Genomic DNA, 17,389 nt, shown 5'->3' on the forward strand with positions numbered 1-17,389 from the left:
AGCTGCCGCATCCATCCCTCGACGCCCGCAGCGGTCGACGGAAGGATTGCGGAGAGGTTCTCGGGCGCCTCGCTCGTGACGACGACGTCGTCCTCGATGCGAACCCCGATGCCGCGCAGCGCCTCGGGAACGGTTGCGTCGTCCGGTTGGAAATAGAGTCCCGGCTCGACCGTGAGCACCGTGCCGGGCTCGAGTCTTCCGTATTTGTACTGTTCCGCGCGCGCCTGTGCGCAGTCGTGGACGTCGAGGCCGAGCATGTGGCTCACGTTGTGCAAGGTATAACGCCGGTGGTACTGCCTGTCGGGATCGAGCGCCTCGTCGAGCGTGCAGCGCAGTACCTTCAGCTCGATGAGACCCTGGGCGAGCACGCGCATCGCACGGCGGTTCGGCTCGAGAAAATCGTTACCGGCGACGCATGCTTCCATGGCCGCTCTCTGCGCGTCGAAGACGAGATCGTACACGGTGCGCTGCTCGGGTGAAAAGCGGCCGCCGATGGGAAGCGTGCGCGTCACGTCGGCTGTGTAGAGCGAATCGCACTCCACGCCGGCGTCGAGCAAGAGCAGGCTTCCGCGCTCGAGCGCCCCGTCGTTGCGGCTCCAATGCAGCGTGCAGGCGTGCGGGCCTGAAGCGGCGATGGTGAGATACCCGACGTCGTTTGCCTCGATGCGTGCCCGGCTCCAGAACGCCGCCTCGACCTCGCGTTCCGTCTTCATCGCCGGGAGGCCGCGAATAACGTCTTCAAAGGCGCGCTTCGTGATTTCGACCGCTTTGCGCAACTCGCCGATTTCGTAGTCGTCCTTGCGAAGGCGCATCTCCGAGAGGTGGGTCGCGAACGCTGCGTCGGCGTCACGTTGCTCGAATCGCGCGTCGATCTCAGCGTTGGATCCGCGCAGCACGCGTACCGGGTGCGCTTGCGAGACCAATGTCTCGAGGTAGCTTTCCATGGCGGCCAGCGCTTCGCAGCGATCGACGCCGTAGAATGCGTGGCACTCCTCGACCCCACGGTGTCGCCCAACCCACAGCTCGCCTCGCGCGCGGTCGGTAAATCCCGCGGCCGTTCCGCGGTTGTGCTCCGGTACGAAGAGATGCGTGCGATGCCCGGCGCCCTCCGGCTCGAAGACGAGCAGCGCGCCCGGCTCGCCGTCGCCCATGAAGTACGCAAACGCACTCGACGGCCGAAAGCGAAAGGATGTGTCATTGGCACGGACGTGTTCGTAGCCGGCCGGGAGCAGCAAATAGATGCCGGGAAATGCGCGCGACAGTGCCGCGCGTCGCTCGCGCAAGCGTGGGAGTTGCGGATGCGCATCGTGCGGGACGGGCTGCTCGATCCAATCGCGCGACATGAACTCGACGAGCGCCTGCGGCGGCTGCTGGTCGTGCGCGGCTTTCTCGCGCGAAACGCTCTCGAGCGCATTCGACTCCATGGACGAACGGTTAGGGAGCGCCGCAGGGGAATCCCCCGGCCGGGGCTTTAAGATGAAAGTCGTTTTCATTTCGAACAACCCTGCGCTAGAGTAGGGGTCCGCCCGCGTAAGACGGCGGAGGAAGGGTACTCGTAGACGATGTTGGCTCAGGTCGGAAAACCAGCTCCCGATTTCAGATTGCAGAGCACGAAGGATGCGACGAGCGCAAGGAACCTCGGCAAGGAGCTCTCGCTCGCGGACTATCGAGGCACGTGGCTCATCTTCTTTTTCTACCCCTTGGATTTCACGTTTGTCTGCCCAACCGAGATCACGGCGCTCTCGGATCGGTACGATGAAATCAGGGAGCTCGACGCCGAGGTTCTCGGCTGCTCGACCGACTCGATCCATAGCCACTGGGCATGGCTGAACACGCCGCGTGACAAGAACGGCATCGCGGGAACGAAGTATCCACTCGTCGCCGACTACACCAAAGAAGTCGCGCGCGCGTACGGCGTGCTCGACGAGAGCAGCGGCGCGGCCCAGCGCGGGCTCTTCATCATCGACCCGGACGGCGTTCTTCGCTACACGGTCGTGACCGCCGACAACGTCGGACGCAGCGTCGAAGAGACGCTGCGCGTTTTACAAGCGCTGCAAGCCGGCGGCCTGTGTGCGGCGGAGTGGAAGCCCGGCCAAGCACTGCTCAGCGTCGGATAACGGCGATGCCGCTTCGCATGCGCGCTCCCCTTCCTTCGCTGGAGGGAGCCGCTGCTTGGGCGAACGGCGAGCCTTCCGCCGAACAACTCGCGGGCCTTCCGGTTGTCGTGTTCTTTTGGTCGATCTCGTGCTATCTCTGCCACGAGATCGCCGAGCCCGTCGCGGCGCTGCGTGAGAAGTTCGCCGGGCAAGGCGTCGCGTTCGTCGCAGTCCACCAACCGCGCTCGCCGGAGGAGCTCGACGTCGAAGCCGTGCGCCGCGACGCAACGGGGAACATGCACCTCACCCAACCCTGCGCGATCGACAACGAGCATGCAATCGTCAGCCGTTTTCAAAACGCGTTCGTGCCTGCGCTCTACGTATTCAACCGTAAGCACGAGCTACGGCACTTTCAAGCGGGCGGCGCCGGGCTCGAACGGGTCGATGCCGCAATAGAGCGCGTGCTGACCGAGGAGCAGGCGGTCTAGGCTTACCCGTCACCGACGCCGACGATGATCCCGCCCGTTACTCCGGCGCCGAGGTAGCACTGCCGCGCGCAGCGGCGCGAGCTTCGCGCGCACGAGCTGCGCGTTCACCGAAGCAAGGCCGCTCGTAAAGAGCGCGTGGGTGCGTGCTGCCATCGTCTGCGTCCGGCGGTCGTAGGCGTCGATGAGGTCTTGCTGCACCTGCGTGGGCGGCCCCAGGTACGTCGGAAGAATGTGCCGCTGATAGGCGATTGCGTCGATCAACTCCGCGGGATGCTTGTAACCGCTATTCTGGCTTCCGTTGCCGTTGCGTAGCGCGTTTGCCGCTGCGTCGAGCTCGCCCCGGTAGGTCGAGAGCGTACGCTTGAGCGGCGCGTTCGCGCGAGGGTTGGCTGCACCGATTTGCCGGTCGAGCGACGCGATGATCGCGAGCTCGGCTTCGCCGCTCTCCTGCATCTGCGCGAGACGCTCGAGCGCGTCGTACTGCGCCTGCAAGACGCTTGCTGATGCGTGCGACGCGGGGTCGAGCCTCACGTCGAGCGCGCGCTCTTCGACCACGTTCCCGACCTGGATCCGCACCGCGTACGTTCCGGGCAGCACTTGCGGACCAGAGATGTGGAGAAGGTAGAAGACGTAGTACGTGCGCGTGTCCTGGACGGCATGCGCGCCGCCCGGCGGGTCCGCGCGCAAGTCCCAGACCACGCGATTGATGCCGGGCTTCACCGTCGGGTCGAGCGTGCGGACGAGCGCGCCGCTGCGACTGAGAATCTGCAGGGTGACGCGCGGCGGCTTCTTCCCCTTCGCGGGCGCCGGTAGATAGTAGGAGATCAATGCCCCGTAGGGCTTGTTGTCGGAGACGAAGGCATTGCGTCCGGATTCGTAGCTCGGGCGCGGGACGTACCGCCATGCAGGCATCGGCGGATAGAGTGCCGGCGCGCTCGCGGGATGCTGCGCGAGGTGTTCCAGCGGCGTCAGATCGTCGAGAACGTAGAACCCGCGGCCGTGCGTTCCGAGAATCAGGTCGTTGAAGGCAGGCTGGATTTTCAGATCGTAGATCGGCACCGCCGGCATCGAAAGCATGAGGCTCAGCCAATGGGCTCCGCGGTCGAACGACGTCCAGATGCCTTGCTCCGTTCCGGCGAAGAGAAGATTCGTCTGGCGCGGATCCTCGCGCACGACGTGCACGTAGCTCGGCAACCCGCGCGAGATATCCGTCCACGTGCGCCCATAATTCGCCGTGAAGTAGACGTGAGGGCGCTCGTCGCCGAAGCCGTGGCGATCGAACGAGACGTAGGCCACGCCCGGCGTCACGCGTGACGCGTCGATCGACGAGACGACGGCTTGGCGCGGCAGGTTCGGGATGGCGGCGTCGAGATTAGCCCAGTGCGCGCCGCCGTCGCGCGTTATCCAAAGGTTGCCGTTATCGGTACCGGCCCACAGCGTGTTTGCATCTACGCCATCCTCCGCGATCGCGTAGATCGTGCAGTAGGCTTCGGCGTTCGTGTCGTCGCGTGAGATCGGTCCTCCGCTCGGGCCGAGCCACCGCGCGTCGCAGGGTTGCGAAAGATCCGGGCTCGCGACGCTCCACGTCGCGCCGCCGTCGGTGGTCTTGAAGAGCACGTTGCCGCCGAAGTAGAGCACGTTTGGGTCGTGGGGAGAGAGATAGAGCGGCGCGCTCCAGTTGAAGCGATACCGGTATGCGCTAACACCTGTGCCGAACGTGATCGACGGCTGGGGCGAAATGTACCTCGCCTCACCGGTGCGCAGGTCGCGCCGAACGAGATCACCGAAGTGCGTGTCTTCGTAGAGGATGTCGGGGTCGCGCGGGTCGGCGATCGCGTATTGGCCGTCGCCCCAATCGGAGATGTTGCGCCACGCGCCGCCCGGGACGCCGCCGTACTCGCCGTCGTTCCAGAGCGTGTTCGGGCCCCACCACACTTCGTGATCTTGCATCCCACCCATGATGTGGTACGGCACGTCGAGATCGTACCCGACGCGATAGACTTGGGCGAACGGAACGACGTTGTCATACGTCCACGTGGCACCGCCGTTGACGGAGAAGTCGAAACCCATGTCGCTTCCGGCGAGCATGCGCTGCGGATCGGTCGGGTCGATCCAGAGATCGTGATTGTCGCCGCCGCCGCCGAAACGGGCGAAGGTCTTTCCGCCGTTGCTCGAGACTTGGTTCTCGCCCGTGACGACGTACACGCGTTGCGGATTGCGCGGATCGACGCGCACTTGTGAAAAGTAGAAGGGCCGGAAATCCAGCTCGGCGTTCGCATTCGCCGGCGTCCAATGCGCACCGCCATCGCTCGAGCGATAGAGGAGCCCCGTTTTCGTCGGCACGAGCGCGTAGACGACGCTCGGATGCGCGTAGCAGAGCGCGACGCCGACGCGGTTGATGATCCCGCTGGGAAGGCCGTCATGCAACGCCGGATCCGTCAAACGCCGCCAGGTGCGTCCGTTGTCGCTGGAGCGGTAGAGACCGCTTCCCACGCCGCCACCGCGAAACGTCCACGGCCGGCGTAGGAAATCGAAGGTTCCGGCGTAGACGATGCTGGGATCCTGCGGATCGAAGACGACGTCGCTCCCTCCGGTCGTCGCGTTCACGTAAAGAACCTGCCGCCACGTCTTGCCGCCGTCGGCGGTGCGGTAGAGTCCGCGCTCGCCACCCGGCTCCCACTCCGGCCCGAGCGCCGCGACGATTGCGACGTCCGCGTCGCGCGGATCGACGGCGATCTTCGCGATGTGCGCGCTCGATCGCAGTCCGGAGAAGTGCCAGCTCTTGCCCGCGTTCGTCGAAACGAAGACGCCGTCGCCCGGGGATGCGGTGTTACGCGGGAAGCCTTCGCCGGTGCCCGCGTAGAGCACGTTCGGGTTCGAGGGCGCGACGGCGAGCGCGCCGATCGCCGACGATGCACCCTCGTGGAAGATCGGCGCGAAGCTCGCACCGGCGTCGGTCGACTTGTAGAGCCCTCCAGAGGAGTGGCCCAGATAGATCGTCCGTGGATCGCCCGCGACGCCTGCGACGACGTCGAGACGGCCGCCCATCTGCGCGGGCCCTATCCAGCGCCATTTCAGCGCGCCGAGGTCGGCAAGCGTGGGAACCCGCACCGGAGCCGGGCTCGGTTTCAGCTGCCCCGCGCACGCAGCAAGCGAGCCGATGACGAGCGCACTTGCAACGTGCCGAAGACGCGCCGAAAGGCCCATGACGGCGCTTCCTTCGCGAGCGGAGGTTTTCGCACCGCCGTGCAAACTATGCGGCATGGAACTCGGGCGTCTCACCGGCGCGGTTGCGGTGCTCCTTCTCGCATCCGGCACGGGGCAGGCGTCGCAGGCCGCCGGCGCATCGACGTCGCGCGTTCAAGCGGCGTACGATGCCCAATGTGTGGACCTCCTTCGTGGCGATTTTGCCGATTTCGCGCGCACGCTGAGCCCGAGCTTCACGGCCCACGTCGAAGGCCAAACGTACTCGCGCGACCAGGTCGTGACGTCGCTCAAGAGCGCGTCGTCCAGCATAACGCTCACGAAGTGCACGACTTCGGTCGATTCCGTGACGCAGAGCAACGGCGTGCTCATCGCCCTCGTGCGCCAGCTCGTCGACGGAACGCATGGGAATCAGCCGTTCGAGCTCGCGTCGGGTAAGCGCGACATGTGGTCGGGCGCGAGCACCGCGCTGATCGAAACGTCGTCGACGGCGTTGTGGTCGACGACGAGCATCAACGGTCAAATCGTCCAGCAGTCCGGCCTCGTGCCGTCGCCGCTGCCGCAAGAGACGGCGACGCCAAGAGCCCGGCTCTAATGGGAACGCGCGCGAGCATCGCGTTCCTTGCGATTCGCGCGATCGTCGGGCTCGCGTTCATCTTTCACGCTATGCTGAAGCTGCCGGCGGGAGCGGCGTCGTGGATGGGGCCGCATGGCTTTGCACCCTCGTGGCTCCAAGCCGTCGTGACGTTTGCCGAGCTTCTCGGCGGAGCGGCGCTCATACTCGGCGTGCTCACCCCGCTCGTCGCGGTCGTCCTCTCGATAGACATGATCGTCGCGATCCTCAAGTTCCATCTACCGGCCGGAGGCCACTTCGTCGGGGGGCGGGCCGCGTTCGAAGTGCCGCTCGTCTATCTCGTCGTATTGCTCTGCCTGCTCGTCGCCGGCCCGGGAGCGTACTCGTTGGACGCGGTGATGTTCAAGCGCCGCTAGCGGCTGCGAGTCACGTGTGCCGGGGCCCGATGACGCCTTTCGCGATCAGGTACATCTTGGTGTTGATCACCAAGAAGCGCCAGAGTTGAAAGGGCAGAAATCCGCGCCAAAAACGTCCCATCGTACTTACTCCGGAATCATCCGCCAGCCCGGCTTGGCTTGCAGTTTCCACATGAATGCGGAGTGCAGCAAACGCTTCGTCCAGGCGCCGCTGCGCCCGACGTCGAGATCGCATAGGCGCAGATCGCGTCCGTAGCCCGGATAGGTTGCGTAATCGCGGGCGACGGGGACCATGATGATCGAGGCCGCGGAACCGGTCCAAATCGATTTGCCCATCGAGGCGATGCACGCGGCGGGCATCGCGCTCATCGGCGCACGATGGCTGGGTTCGCGCCCGGCGACCTGATCGGCGATATTGTACGCCACCGTGCGCCCCATGATGCCGGACGCCATGCCGGTGCGCGGCGCCATGGCGATCACGCTCATGCCGCTGGCCGTCTTTTTCCCCTTCGACATCGGATGCGGCGGTGCAAAGGCGATGCCGGCCGCATAGACGTTCGCGTAGTGTGGCGAACGATAGAGCGCCGGCCAATCGCTACCCGCATAGCGATCGTAGGTCTTCGGGGTATAGTCGGCGTCGACGCGCATGAATCCGTTGGGCATCGTCATCTTCGCCGTCATGTCAGTGCCATCGCCGCCGACATACTGCAACGGGATACCGCGGAACTGTGGAATGAGCATCGCGAAGTCGTAGGCGAGCGTCGCGGGATCCTCTCCGATCTGTTCGTAGGAGATCTCCCCCGATGCCACCGCCGTGACGCCGGCGCCGATGATCTGACGCACCGACGCCTCGTCGAGCAGCATGCGAACCATTCCGGCGCCCGTCACCAGAATGCCGCGCTTACGCGCTTCGATACCGTCAACCCCGAAGTCTCCGGGCTCCGGCTCGTTGCTCAACCACACCAGCTCCGCGTTATCGCGCACCCCGCGCGCGCGCAGGTCGGCATCGACGTTCATCAGGTACTCGAAGGCGGCGCCTTCGCAAGTCGCTGTCGCGTGCCCGACGCCGACAACCAACCGCCGGTGCTTTCCGCTCTTGAGATCCTTGACGATCTCGAGATACTTCTTGCGAGCATCGACGGCGTGTTCGACGGAGCAGACGCTCGCCGTGGTGCCGGCACTCGGCCCGAGTCCCGGCGTGGCCTCGAAGTTGAGGTACGGACCGGTCGCGTTGAGGAGAAAGTCGTATCGAATCGCCCGGTTCTCAGCGGTCGGCGTCTGCACCGTTACCGTTTGTGCGTCGAGGTTCACAGTGGTCGCACGTCCGTCGACGTACGCGATCCCAAGGCGCTCGTAAACCGGCGCGAGGCTGAAGACGACCTCCTCCTCCCGCATGGCCCCGATTCCCACCCAGATGAGGCTCGGAAACCACGTGAAGCGATTGCGCGGCGCAACCACGGTGACATCGGCCAAGCCCTTCACCAAATGGGAAAGGTGCAAGGCCGCGGTATGACCGGCGAAACCGGCCCCGAGGATGACGACCTGTGGTCTCAATGACTGCGGATCCGCTTTCCGCTCAACGGCAAGCCGAAGAGTGGAGCGAAGAGGCAGACGTCGAAGATCCCGGCCAGCAGCGGGACGAGCCCGACGACTGCAACTACCGTACCCGCCGTCGTGTGCATCCACCATCCGAGCGCGATCAAAATCAGACCGGCCACGATACGCACCACTCGCCCCGTGCCGCTCGACAAGAATGAAACCATCGTTGTCTCCCTTGCTCTGCCTTCGATGAAATCGAGGAGGCCTACAGCGTAGAGACCCCGTGAGAATCGGCGAGGAACGAGGTTCCCCGATTCTTCCCGGCGTGGCAAATGGCTCCGCGGGCATTCGGCGAAAACCCTGTAGCCACAGAGGATTTTTGCGACCGGGCATTAGATGAAGCGACAGTTGGGCCCGCGCGTGCCTATTTGTAAGATAGAAAGGAACCGATGAACAAAGTAGATCTGGTCCGCTCCGCCATGGAGCGAGTTGAACTGAAGAAGAACGAGGCTGTTCTTCTGGTCGACGGCATTTTCGACGATATCGCCCATGCCTGCATGGGTGGCGAACCGGTGAAGGTTCCGGGATTCGGCCAGTTCAAAGTACGGGATCGTGCCGCTCGCATCGCGCGCAATCCGGCGACCGGCCAACCGGTAAAAGTTCCGGCAAAGCGTGTTTTCAAGTTCTTGCCAGCGAAGGCGCTCAAGGAGGCCGTGATGAGCAAACGGCGTGCCAAGGCCGCTCCCGCTCGTAAGAAGGCAATTGCGAAGCCGCCAGTGCGTAAAGCGGCAAAGAAAGTCGCGAAAAAGGTGGCGAAGAAAACCACCGGGAGAAGGCGCTAGAGCATCGGCGAAACGGCGCACCCGGGCTCCGCGGCACCGCGCTGTGCAGGTTGGCGTGAACGCGATGGAGTTGTCGCTGATGTCGTTGTTGCCGGCGCGTAACTTGCGCAGCACCGGGCCACGCCGCCTGCACGATCGCCATGTGGATTTACGGCAAAGTATTGCCTACGTGACCACTGTGGCGCCGCAGCGCCCGAGCCACCCGAGGAAAAGTGTGCCGAAACGCTGAAAAATATCTCATATGAAATGGCTAATGCATGCCGCGCTTGCGGGATTAGTCGTTGCGGTGCTCGTGAGCGGCTGCACCTCCCATGGGTCGTCCGCTCAATCGGCGAGTTCTTCCGGCCAATCGTCGGATTCCCAGAGCACAGTTCCGACGGGGCTCTATGAGTGCTCAACGCTCAGCGATGGCGAGCTGCAAGCGGCCGCGAGCGAGAACTTCACGATTGTGGATGCGAGCAACTACACCGACGTCGGCGGCAACCAGGGCACATATGCACTCGACGGTGATACGATTTCCTTCCAGGGTGCTGCGCTCGACGGACAACGTGCGACGTACGCGGCAGGCGTCGTCGGCTCGAACAATCCGCCGTCGATTGCGATCCTCATGCCGGACGGTAATCCGGGGGACACCTGCCAGCCGCGCTAAGACTACGGGCGGTGCGCCGGCCTTCAAGCGGGGCCAGCCGTTGACACCCAACACGCAATCTGCTCCGAGCCTCTCCTCCTAGTGTCGAGATAGACATCAAGCGCTTGTTTGGTTAGCGCACGCTACTGCATGAGCGCCGGGATCGCAGGCCGTGCTCGAACGGTGCAGCTGCGCGGATTGTCCGTGACGTGCGGTCGGAACCGGCGGAACGGAGACGGCGGCGGCAAGCACGAGCGCCGCGATCATGCCCGTACCTCCGGCATCGGGAAAACATGGCGGTGCGTCATGTAGCGTTCATTCAGCACCGGTATGCTTTGCCGAGGAGGACGAGATGAAGATTCAAGCGATCGCCATTTGCACTGCTATGGTAGCCTTGGTGGCCGGGTGCACTCACCAGAATCCTGCCTCGACGCCACATGCGACCCTACCCTCTACGAACGGGATCACGGCTGTGGCGTCGCCTCCGCCGGGCGACATCCCCGACACTCAGCAATTCGTCCTGTACCGCTCGGCACACGGATATCGCCTGTTATTCCCAGAGGGATGGGCGCGCAGCACGACACCGCACGGCGTCACGTTCACGTGGCATTTCGACGGCGAGCAGTTGCTGACGTACACTTCGCGGTCTGTGCCTACGCCGAGCGCCGGCGATCCGGCGATCGCATCGGCGATTCGCAGCTTTCACAATGTTCGAGGGATACGCGTGCATCGGCAACGCTTGCCGGGCGGCCTCGCAGTAGTGGCGAGCTTTGCCTCGCAATCGCACCGGAGTGCCGTAACGGGACGTCGCATTGCGCTCGAAAACCAGTCCTACCTGTTTCATCGCGGCAATCAAACCGTGGCATTGAACCTCTGGGCGCCCGCCGGTTCGGATAACGTCGATCAGTGGCGACGGATCTCCCGGAGCTTCAGATGGTGATGAGCGCTCCCGTTCTGGAAGTACACGATCTCTACCGGTTCTACCACAGCGGCGAAGAAGAGACGCTAGCCCTGCGCGGGGTCAACCTGCAGGTTCGCGCGGGAGAAACGGTGGCGATCATGGGACCCTCGGGAAGCGGCAAATCCACGCTGCTCTCGTGCGCCGCGGGCCTCGATGAACCGGACGGCGGCTATGTCGCCGTAAGCGGATCGCGTCTGACGCGTCGCCCGGAGGCCGTGCGGGCACAGATGCGCGCGCGCCACTTCGGCATCATGCTGCAATCCAACAATCTCCTGCCGCATCTTACCGTGGAAGAAAACGTTCGGCTGCAACTTCACCTGGCCGGAAAGCATGGGCTTGCGCGAGCTAGAGAGATCGTGCACGACGTTGGTCTGGAGCAGCGTGCCGGCGCGCGCCTGGGCCAGCTCTCCGGCGGTGAAGCGGCGCGCGCCGGATTAGCGGTTGCGCTTGCAGCGCGCCCTGATGTCGTGCTTGCAGACGAACCAACCGGCGAGGTAGACGCGCAAACCGAGCAGCAGATTCTCGGGCTGCTCGCGGCCCGTAAGAACCAGGGTGGCGCAACGATTCTGGCAACGCACAGCGAGGCGCTCGCCGCATGGGCAGATCGCGTCGTGCGCTTGCGTGACGGGCGCGTCGATGAATGAGCCGCTCGTACGCGCCGTCAATGTTTCGCGAACCTATCGCTCCGGAGATACCCAGGTGGCGGCGCTCACCCACGCGACGTGCGAGATTCATCCCGGCGAACGCATCGCGCTCACTGGGCCTTCGGGCAGCGGAAAATCAACACTCTTGCAACTGCTCGCCGGCATCGATCATCCGAGCACCGGCACGATCGCATGGCCGGCTTTGGACGGATCCCTCGCGCTACGCCCCGCGAAGATCGGCTTCGTCTTTCAGACGCCCAGTCTACTGGCGCCTCTGAGCGCGATCGAAAACGTCGAAGTGCCGCTGCTCATCAACCGCATGGGCTCTACTCAAGCGCGGCAGCGCGCGCTGGAAGCCCTCGAGGTCGTTGGCCTGGCCGCAATCGCGGATAAACTTCCCGAAGAGCTCTCCGGCGGACAGGCCGCGCGCGTCGGCTTTGCGCGCGCATTGGCGAGCCGTCCCGCCCTGCTTTTGGCGGACGAACCGACCGGGCAACTCGATCGACCAACCGCAGACCATCTGTTCGACACCGTGCTGGAGTGGCTGCGGTCGACGCAAGCCGCGTTGGTAGTGGCAACGCACGATCAGCACGTCGCGCAACGCTTGCCGACGTGCTGGAGCATCGAGCGCGGGCACTTGAGAAGGGATTGCTTGTGAGCGGCATGTGGCTGCGCGCAACAGTGCGCGCGCTTCGCGGAGGACTGCTCGGCGCCGTCGGGGGCATCGGGCTCGCCGTCGCGCTGCTCGCCGCGATAACCGCATTCATTTCGGGCAGCTCCGCCTCACTCACGAGCAACGCGATTGCCGCGGTTCCCGTCGATTGGCAGGTGCAGCGCAATCCGGGAAGCGATCCCGCCGCGATTGTGAGCGCTATCGGACACGCGACCGCCTATCGCGCGCTCGAACGCGTCTGGTATGCGAACGTCGCCGGATTCCAAGCAGCATCGGGCGGGACGGTGCAAACCACGGGAACCGGCAAAGTCGTGGGGCTGCAAAACGGATACAGACGCCTCTTTCCGCGCGAAATCGCGCGGCTCACCGGCGCGTCGGGCGGCGTTCTAGTCTTCTCGCAGACCGCGGCAAACCTGCACGTCCGTCCAGGAGATACGATTTCTATCGAACGCATCGGCTTGCCGCCGGTGCGCGTGCGCGCGGACGGCGTCATCTCCATGCCGCACATCGATTCGTTCTTCCAGGCCGTCGGACTGCCGCCCGGTGCGGCGCCACAGGCGCCACCAGACAACGTGCTCGTGATCCCGGAAGCCCGCTGGCACGCGCTCTTCGATCGCCAGCGCGTGGTTCGGCCGGATTCGATCCGCGAGCAGTTCCACGTCGCAATCGCGCACGAATCGCTGCCCGGGGATCCACTCGCCGCGTACACGGCCGTGGTCGGCAGAGCGCACAGCATGGAAGCGCGTATAGCCGGAAGTGGCGTGGTCGGCGACAATCTGGCTGCCGCGCTCCTGGGAGCGCAAGCCGACGCGCTGTACGCGCGCGTGCTCTTCCTCTTCCTCGGTATACCGGGCGCGGTGCTCGCGGTGCTTCTGACGCTCGCAATCGCGGCTTCGGGTGGGGCACGGCGCAGAAACGAACAGGCACTACTGCGCCTGCGCGGCGCAACAAACGCGCAGATCGTCGGGTTGAGCGCGCTCGAGGCTTCGATAATCGGCGTGGGCGGGGCGCTTGTCGGCCTCGCATTTTACGGCGCGCTCGAGCACACGGTTACTATAAGCGTCGCCGTCTGGGGGGTTGCGGCGCTCGGCTTTTTCATAGCGCTTGCCGTCATCATCCTGCCGGCATGGGCGCAATCGCTTCAAACAACGGTTGCGGCGGCGCGCATGTCGATCGGCCGGCCACAGGTACCGATGTGGCAACGCGCCTGGCCGGACCTCATCCTGATCGGCGTTTCCGTGCTCATCCTTTGGCGCACGGCCGCCGGCGGCTATCAAATAGTGCTCGCGCCCGAAGGCGTACCCCAGACCAGCGTGCACTACGACGCATTTCTCGCGCCTCTGATGCTTTGGATCGGAGCAGCGCTTTTGAGCATGCGCGTGACGCGCTGGTTTCTATCGGCTGGACGCGCGATCGTCGCGCTCGCGTTGCAGGGCATCGCGCGCGAGCTGCGCTTCGTGGTGGCCGCATATTTGGCGCGCCAGCACGCGCTGCTTGCGCGCGCGGTTCTGATCGTGGTGCTCGCCTTTTCGTTCGGCGTGTCCACCGCGGTATTCAACTCCACATACAATGCGCAGTCGCGCATCGACGCACAACTGACCAACGGTGGCGACGTAACGGTGTTCGGCACGCCGATCGCGCCCGCTTCAGCGATCCTGTCGAGGCTGCGCAGCATCGACGGGGTCGCTGCCGCCGCTGCGATGCAGCACCGCCTCGCGTACGTCGGGAACGATCTCCAGGATCTCTACGGGATCGACCCCGCGACGATTGCATCAGTGACGTCGCTGTCGAACGCCTTCTTCGGCAACAACAACGCATCGCAAACGCTCGCCACGCTCGCAGCGCACCCTGACGGTGTGCTTGTCTCCGAAGAAACCGTTCAAACCTATCAACTTCGCTTGGGCGATCCGGTCGTGTTTCGGCTGCAGAACGCACGCACGCATCAGTACGAGCCGGTCCACTTTCGGTTCGTCGGGGTAACGCGCGAGTTTCCGACCGCGCCGAAGGACTCGTTCCTGGTGGCGAATGCAGCATACGTCGCAAGCGCGACGGGCTCTTCCGGCGGCGAAGACGTGCTCTTGCGCGTGCGCGGCGAGTCGGCGATTGCACCGGTTGCGGCCGCAGCGCGGCGCATCGCCGCACCGCTTGCGGGTGCGCAAGTCCAAACGATCCTTCAAACGCAGCGCTCGATCGGCTCGAGCTTGACCTCGATCAATCTGCACGGGCTAACGGCGATCGAGCTGGCGTTCGCGGTGATCTTTATCGCAGGCGCAACCGGCTTGTTGCTCGCGCTTGGATTCGCCGAACACGGGAGGCTCTTTGCGATCCTCACCGCCATCGGCGCCGATCCACGGCAGCTGCGCGCGTTCTTATGGAGCGAAGCAGGCTTCGTCGTAATCCTCGGCGGCGTACTGGGCAGCTTACTCGGACTCGTGATCGCGCAGATGCTAGTGAAGATGCTCACCGGCGTGTTCGACCCGCCGCCCGCCGCACTGACGATTCCATGGGCGTACGTGTTCGGCCTCGGAGCCGCCGCGGTGCTTTCGACCGCGATCGCCGTGCTGCTGGCAGCAGCAGCGGCACGGCGCAGTGTGTTGCCGGCGCTGCGCGCGATGTAGGGGCAGTCGCCGGCGCATGAACAGTACACATCGCATCACGCTTATGCGTCGCGCGGCCGAGCGACGTCGTTCATTAGAAGAGGTTGCTTCGTTTGAGAAAGAGTAGGGGTCGGGGCTTGGTCAACATCTGGTTGTTAGGAATTCCTCGCGGCGAAAACTCCTCACGCACGAAGGGCGCACCCGACCTACGCGGTTCGCTCGTGAGCGGCGCATCTTCGCGCAATCGCGAAGAAGAGGCGCGCAAATCCAAGGAGCGGTCGCGCGCGCGCTTTATGGCGAGTTGATGTCATCGAGCGCGTTGATAGCTCCGACGATCGTGACGCCCCGCTTGCGCTTGCGTCGCCACGAAGTTGACGACTACGAAGCGTCAGCTACGATGTGGGCCGATGAAATCGTCGTGAGGCATATCGGCGGCCGTCCGTCAACGCGTCCGCAAGCGTGGGCGCGCATACTGAGCTACGCCGGCTTGTGGGCGATGCTCGGCTTCGGCTACTGGGCGATCGAAGAGCGATCGACAGGCACTTTCGTGGGTGAAGTCGGCTTCGCGGATTTCAAGCGCGAGATTATGCAGTCGATGCGCGACGTGCCGGAAGCAGGCTGGGCGCTCGTTCCGTCGGCGCACGGCAAGGGCTACGCAACGGAGGCGGTTGGTGCGGCAATTGCCTGGGGGGACGCTAACCTTGCGTCGGCGCGAACGGTATGTATGATCGATCCGGAAAACGCTGCCTCGATACGGGTCGCGCAGAAATGCGGGTTCGCGCAATTTGAAAGCGCGAGCTACAACGACCAGCCGGCCTTATTTTTCGAGCGCCTGCGTGACTGACCCGTTGGCGTGGATGACCGGTAAATAAACGCAGATCCGTTACGTCATGCCTTCGGCTCACGCTAGCGTGAACTCGACCGCAGAGGGCCGGACGGCAACGCCTGGGCCGCGACCTTCCTTGGGCAACTCTTCCTGCTGAATCCAACGCTCTACGCGGGGTGCCGGCTTACCAATTCAATCGCGCGTACGGTCACCCACAATCTGCCATGCATGGACATGGCTACGTCCGTTCAAAGCGACGGCAAAACACCGCCGGCAATTACGCAGTCGATCGACGTCACGTCGACTGCGCAGGGTGGCCGAACATGAACCGCCGCAGATCGAAGGTTCGAACCTCTGATCAACAGAAATGCTTAAGAAGACGCGATGCGAGAGATATGGAATGCCAAGCTGCCCGCTTCTAACGTGCGCGCGCGATGGATCCTGGCCGCTATATCCGTGGCGTCGATAGCTCTTGCAGGCTGTGCGAAATCGGCCCAAAGTACGGCCGCGCCGTCGGCAAGCCCCACGGAAATTGTCGCGCAGGCCTCGTCGGCAGAATCGCCGACAGGGTCGCCGGAGACCAACGCGTCGCCCGAAAGCAGTGCTTCGCCAGAAAGCAGTGCTTCGCCCGAAAGCAGTGCTTCGCCCGAAGAATTGCCGTCGGAGTCGCCCTCGCCGTCACCCACGATGCCGACGCCGCCTCCCGGCCTGCCGTCGGGTTGGGAGAAGGAATACGTGCGAACGGAGAACGGCCCCGAGGCCGAGCTGCTCGTGCGAACCGGAGCGATCGATAATCTCGGATTCGGATGGCCAGCGCACTTTACGCCGTTCTCAGGCGAATCGACGCCCTCGCATGGTTGGATTTGCACCTCGCGGCCTGGCTCCGCTCCGGGAACCGATCGCAGCGAGCTCGGCACGGGGGTCCTCACGAAAGACGGGGTAGCCCTGCATCCGCTGGAAGGCTACTCCGGCTGCAGCCGGCGCCCCGACAACCTGCCGCAGGCGATTCCGCTCACCGTCGGCTCGTTGCCGCCGAAGATTCGCCGCGTCTTCTTCCAGCTATTCCTCGACGACTTTCAGCCGGTGCCGTTGCACTCGCATTTCCAAATTACGCTCAACGGCACGCGCATTCCAAACTTCGAAGACGCCGTCAACCAGCTCGATCAAACCGGTCCCATCGGAAAACTCTTGACGCTCGAGCTGCTGCCCGAATACTGGCCGATTCTCAAATCGGGAACGGTGAATCTCCTCATCGACGATCCGACGACCGGCATGGCCGATGGCTACGCCGTCAACTTCGTGCGCGTCTTGGTGAATCCGAAGCCGTGGCGCTATGCCGTCAGCATCTCCTGCAACGTCATCGACGCGGCGACGCAAAGGCCGATCGCCAAGGCCGACGTCAGTGCCGCGGACGTTACCGCAACGACCGCCAGCGATGGTAACTGCAGGTTACGCAACGTTCCTGCGGGCTTGGTCTCGGTCAACGCAGGCGCCGTCGGCTACGACAGTGCCGTGCAGCTGCTCGACCTCCCCGCCGGGCAGCACGGCATGGCGCACTTCCAGCTCAAGCGTCACAAGGAAACCGTCGCAGATCTCAAGCGCCAAATCGCGCAAAGCGGAACGGTCGCCATCTACGGCATCCACTTCGATACCGCATCGGCGAAGTTGCGCGCCGACAGCCTCTCGTCGCTCGACCAGATTCTCCAGGTCATCAAGAGCGAGACATCGTCGCACTGGATCATCGCCGGCCACACCGACAACCAGGGCGGTGCCGAGTACAATCTCGGGTTGTCGCTGGCTCGCGCGCGCTCGGTCGTCGCGTGGCTGACGGAGCACGGCGTTGCGGCGGGTCGCTTGACCGCGAAGGGCTACGGCCTGACGCGACCGGTCGCCGACAACTC

General features: G+C 64.3%; 17 protein-coding genes. 12 read left to right on the forward strand and 5 right to left on the reverse strand.

Annotated elements, in window-relative coordinates; genetic code table 11:
- Positions 1–1,424, reverse strand: a 1,424-nt coding sequence (locus VMV82_02545; protein ID HUY40430.1) for an aminopeptidase P family protein, incomplete at its 3' end; no start/stop codon positions are given.
- 138 nt (positions 1,425–1,562) lie between these two features.
- Here VMV82_02545 and VMV82_02550 point away from each other — a divergent pair.
- Complete coding sequence (locus tag VMV82_02550) at positions 1,563–2,117, forward strand: peroxiredoxin (protein HUY40431.1); 555 nt, start codon at positions 1,563–1,565, stop codon at positions 2,115–2,117.
- Positions 2,118–2,134: 17 nt separating this feature from the next.
- Complete coding sequence (locus tag VMV82_02555) at positions 2,135–2,584, forward strand: redoxin domain-containing protein (protein ID HUY40432.1); 450 nt, start codon at positions 2,135–2,137, stop codon at positions 2,582–2,584.
- 9 nt (positions 2,585–2,593) lie between these two features.
- Here the strand turns inward: VMV82_02555 and VMV82_02560 are convergent, their stop codons facing one another.
- Positions 2,594–5,791, reverse strand: a complete 3,198-nt coding sequence (locus tag VMV82_02560) for a hypothetical protein (protein ID HUY40433.1) — start codon at positions 5,789–5,791, stop codon at positions 2,594–2,596.
- A 55-nt stretch (positions 5,792–5,846) separates the two neighbouring features.
- Between VMV82_02560 and VMV82_02565 the strand changes: the two genes are divergently transcribed.
- Both VMV82_02565 and VMV82_02570 read left to right on the forward strand, forming a co-directional pair.
- On the forward strand, positions 5,847–6,383 hold the full coding sequence (locus tag VMV82_02565; protein HUY40434.1) for a hypothetical protein: 537 nt from the start codon (positions 5,847–5,849) through the stop codon (positions 6,381–6,383).
- Positions 6,383–6,778, forward strand: a complete 396-nt coding sequence (locus VMV82_02570) for a DoxX family protein (GenBank protein HUY40435.1) — start codon at positions 6,383–6,385, stop codon at positions 6,776–6,778. The genes VMV82_02565 and VMV82_02570 overlap by 1 nt, the downstream gene beginning before the upstream one ends.
- A 126-nt stretch (positions 6,779–6,904) precedes the next feature.
- On the opposite strand, the gene VMV82_02575 is transcribed toward VMV82_02570, so the two are convergent.
- Both VMV82_02575 and VMV82_02580 read right to left on the reverse strand, forming a co-directional pair.
- Positions 6,905–8,332, reverse strand: a complete 1,428-nt coding sequence (locus VMV82_02575; GenBank protein HUY40436.1) for an FAD-dependent oxidoreductase — start codon at positions 8,330–8,332, stop codon at positions 6,905–6,907.
- Positions 8,329–8,541 (reverse strand): DUF2892 domain-containing protein, encoded by a 213-nt coding sequence (locus VMV82_02580; GenBank protein ID HUY40437.1) that lies wholly within the window; start codon positions 8,539–8,541, stop codon positions 8,329–8,331. Before VMV82_02580 ends, VMV82_02575 begins: the two co-directional genes overlap by 4 nt.
- Before the next feature lie 225 nt (positions 8,542–8,766).
- Here VMV82_02580 and VMV82_02585 point away from each other — a divergent pair, with 225 nt between their 5' ends.
- From VMV82_02585 to VMV82_02615, 7 genes are all read left to right on the forward strand, one after another.
- Positions 8,767–9,159 carry an HU family DNA-binding protein gene (locus tag VMV82_02585; protein HUY40438.1) on the forward strand — a complete coding sequence of 131 codons (393 nt, stop codon included), beginning with the start codon at positions 8,767–8,769 and terminating at the stop codon, positions 9,157–9,159.
- Between the two features lie 448 nt (positions 9,160–9,607).
- Positions 9,608–9,808: a hypothetical protein gene (locus VMV82_02590; protein HUY40439.1), complete on the forward strand. Its 201-nt coding sequence runs from the start codon at positions 9,608–9,610 to the stop codon at positions 9,806–9,808.
- A gap of 451 nt (positions 9,809–10,259) precedes the next feature.
- Positions 10,260–10,727, forward strand: a complete 468-nt coding sequence (locus tag VMV82_02595; GenBank protein HUY40440.1) for a hypothetical protein — start codon at positions 10,260–10,262, stop codon at positions 10,725–10,727.
- The gene (locus VMV82_02600) at positions 10,721–11,392 is read left to right on the forward strand and encodes an ABC transporter ATP-binding protein (protein HUY40441.1); all 672 of its coding nucleotides are present in this window, start codon (positions 10,721–10,723) and stop codon (positions 11,390–11,392) included. Before VMV82_02595 ends, VMV82_02600 begins: the two co-directional genes overlap by 7 nt.
- Positions 11,385–12,050, forward strand: a complete 666-nt coding sequence (locus VMV82_02605; protein ID HUY40442.1) for an ATP-binding cassette domain-containing protein — start codon at positions 11,385–11,387, stop codon at positions 12,048–12,050. Before VMV82_02600 ends, VMV82_02605 begins: the two co-directional genes overlap by 8 nt.
- A gap of 5 nt (positions 12,051–12,055) precedes the next feature.
- The gene (locus VMV82_02610) at positions 12,056–14,683 is read left to right on the forward strand and encodes an FtsX-like permease family protein (protein HUY40443.1); all 2,628 of its coding nucleotides are present in this window, start codon (positions 12,056–12,058) and stop codon (positions 14,681–14,683) included.
- Between the two features lie 283 nt (positions 14,684–14,966).
- On the forward strand, positions 14,967–15,506 hold the full coding sequence (locus VMV82_02615) for a GNAT family N-acetyltransferase (protein ID HUY40444.1): 540 nt from the start codon (positions 14,967–14,969) through the stop codon (positions 15,504–15,506).
- Positions 15,507–15,859: 353 nt separating this feature from the next.
- On the opposite strand, the gene VMV82_02620 is transcribed toward VMV82_02615, so the two are convergent.
- Positions 15,860–16,174, reverse strand: coding sequence for a hypothetical protein (locus VMV82_02620; protein HUY40445.1), 315 nt, complete (start codon positions 16,172–16,174; stop codon positions 15,860–15,862).
- A 1-nt stretch (position 16,175) separates the two neighbouring features.
- On the opposite strand from VMV82_02620, the gene VMV82_02625 reads away from it, so the two are divergent.
- Positions 16,176–17,389, forward strand: a 1,214-nt coding sequence (locus VMV82_02625) for an OmpA family protein (GenBank protein HUY40446.1), incomplete at its 3' end; no start/stop codon positions are given.

This window comes from Candidatus Dormiibacterota bacterium (assembly GCA_035532035.1).
Lineage (GTDB): Bacteria > Vulcanimicrobiota > Vulcanimicrobiia > Vulcanimicrobiales > Vulcanimicrobiaceae > Tyrphobacter.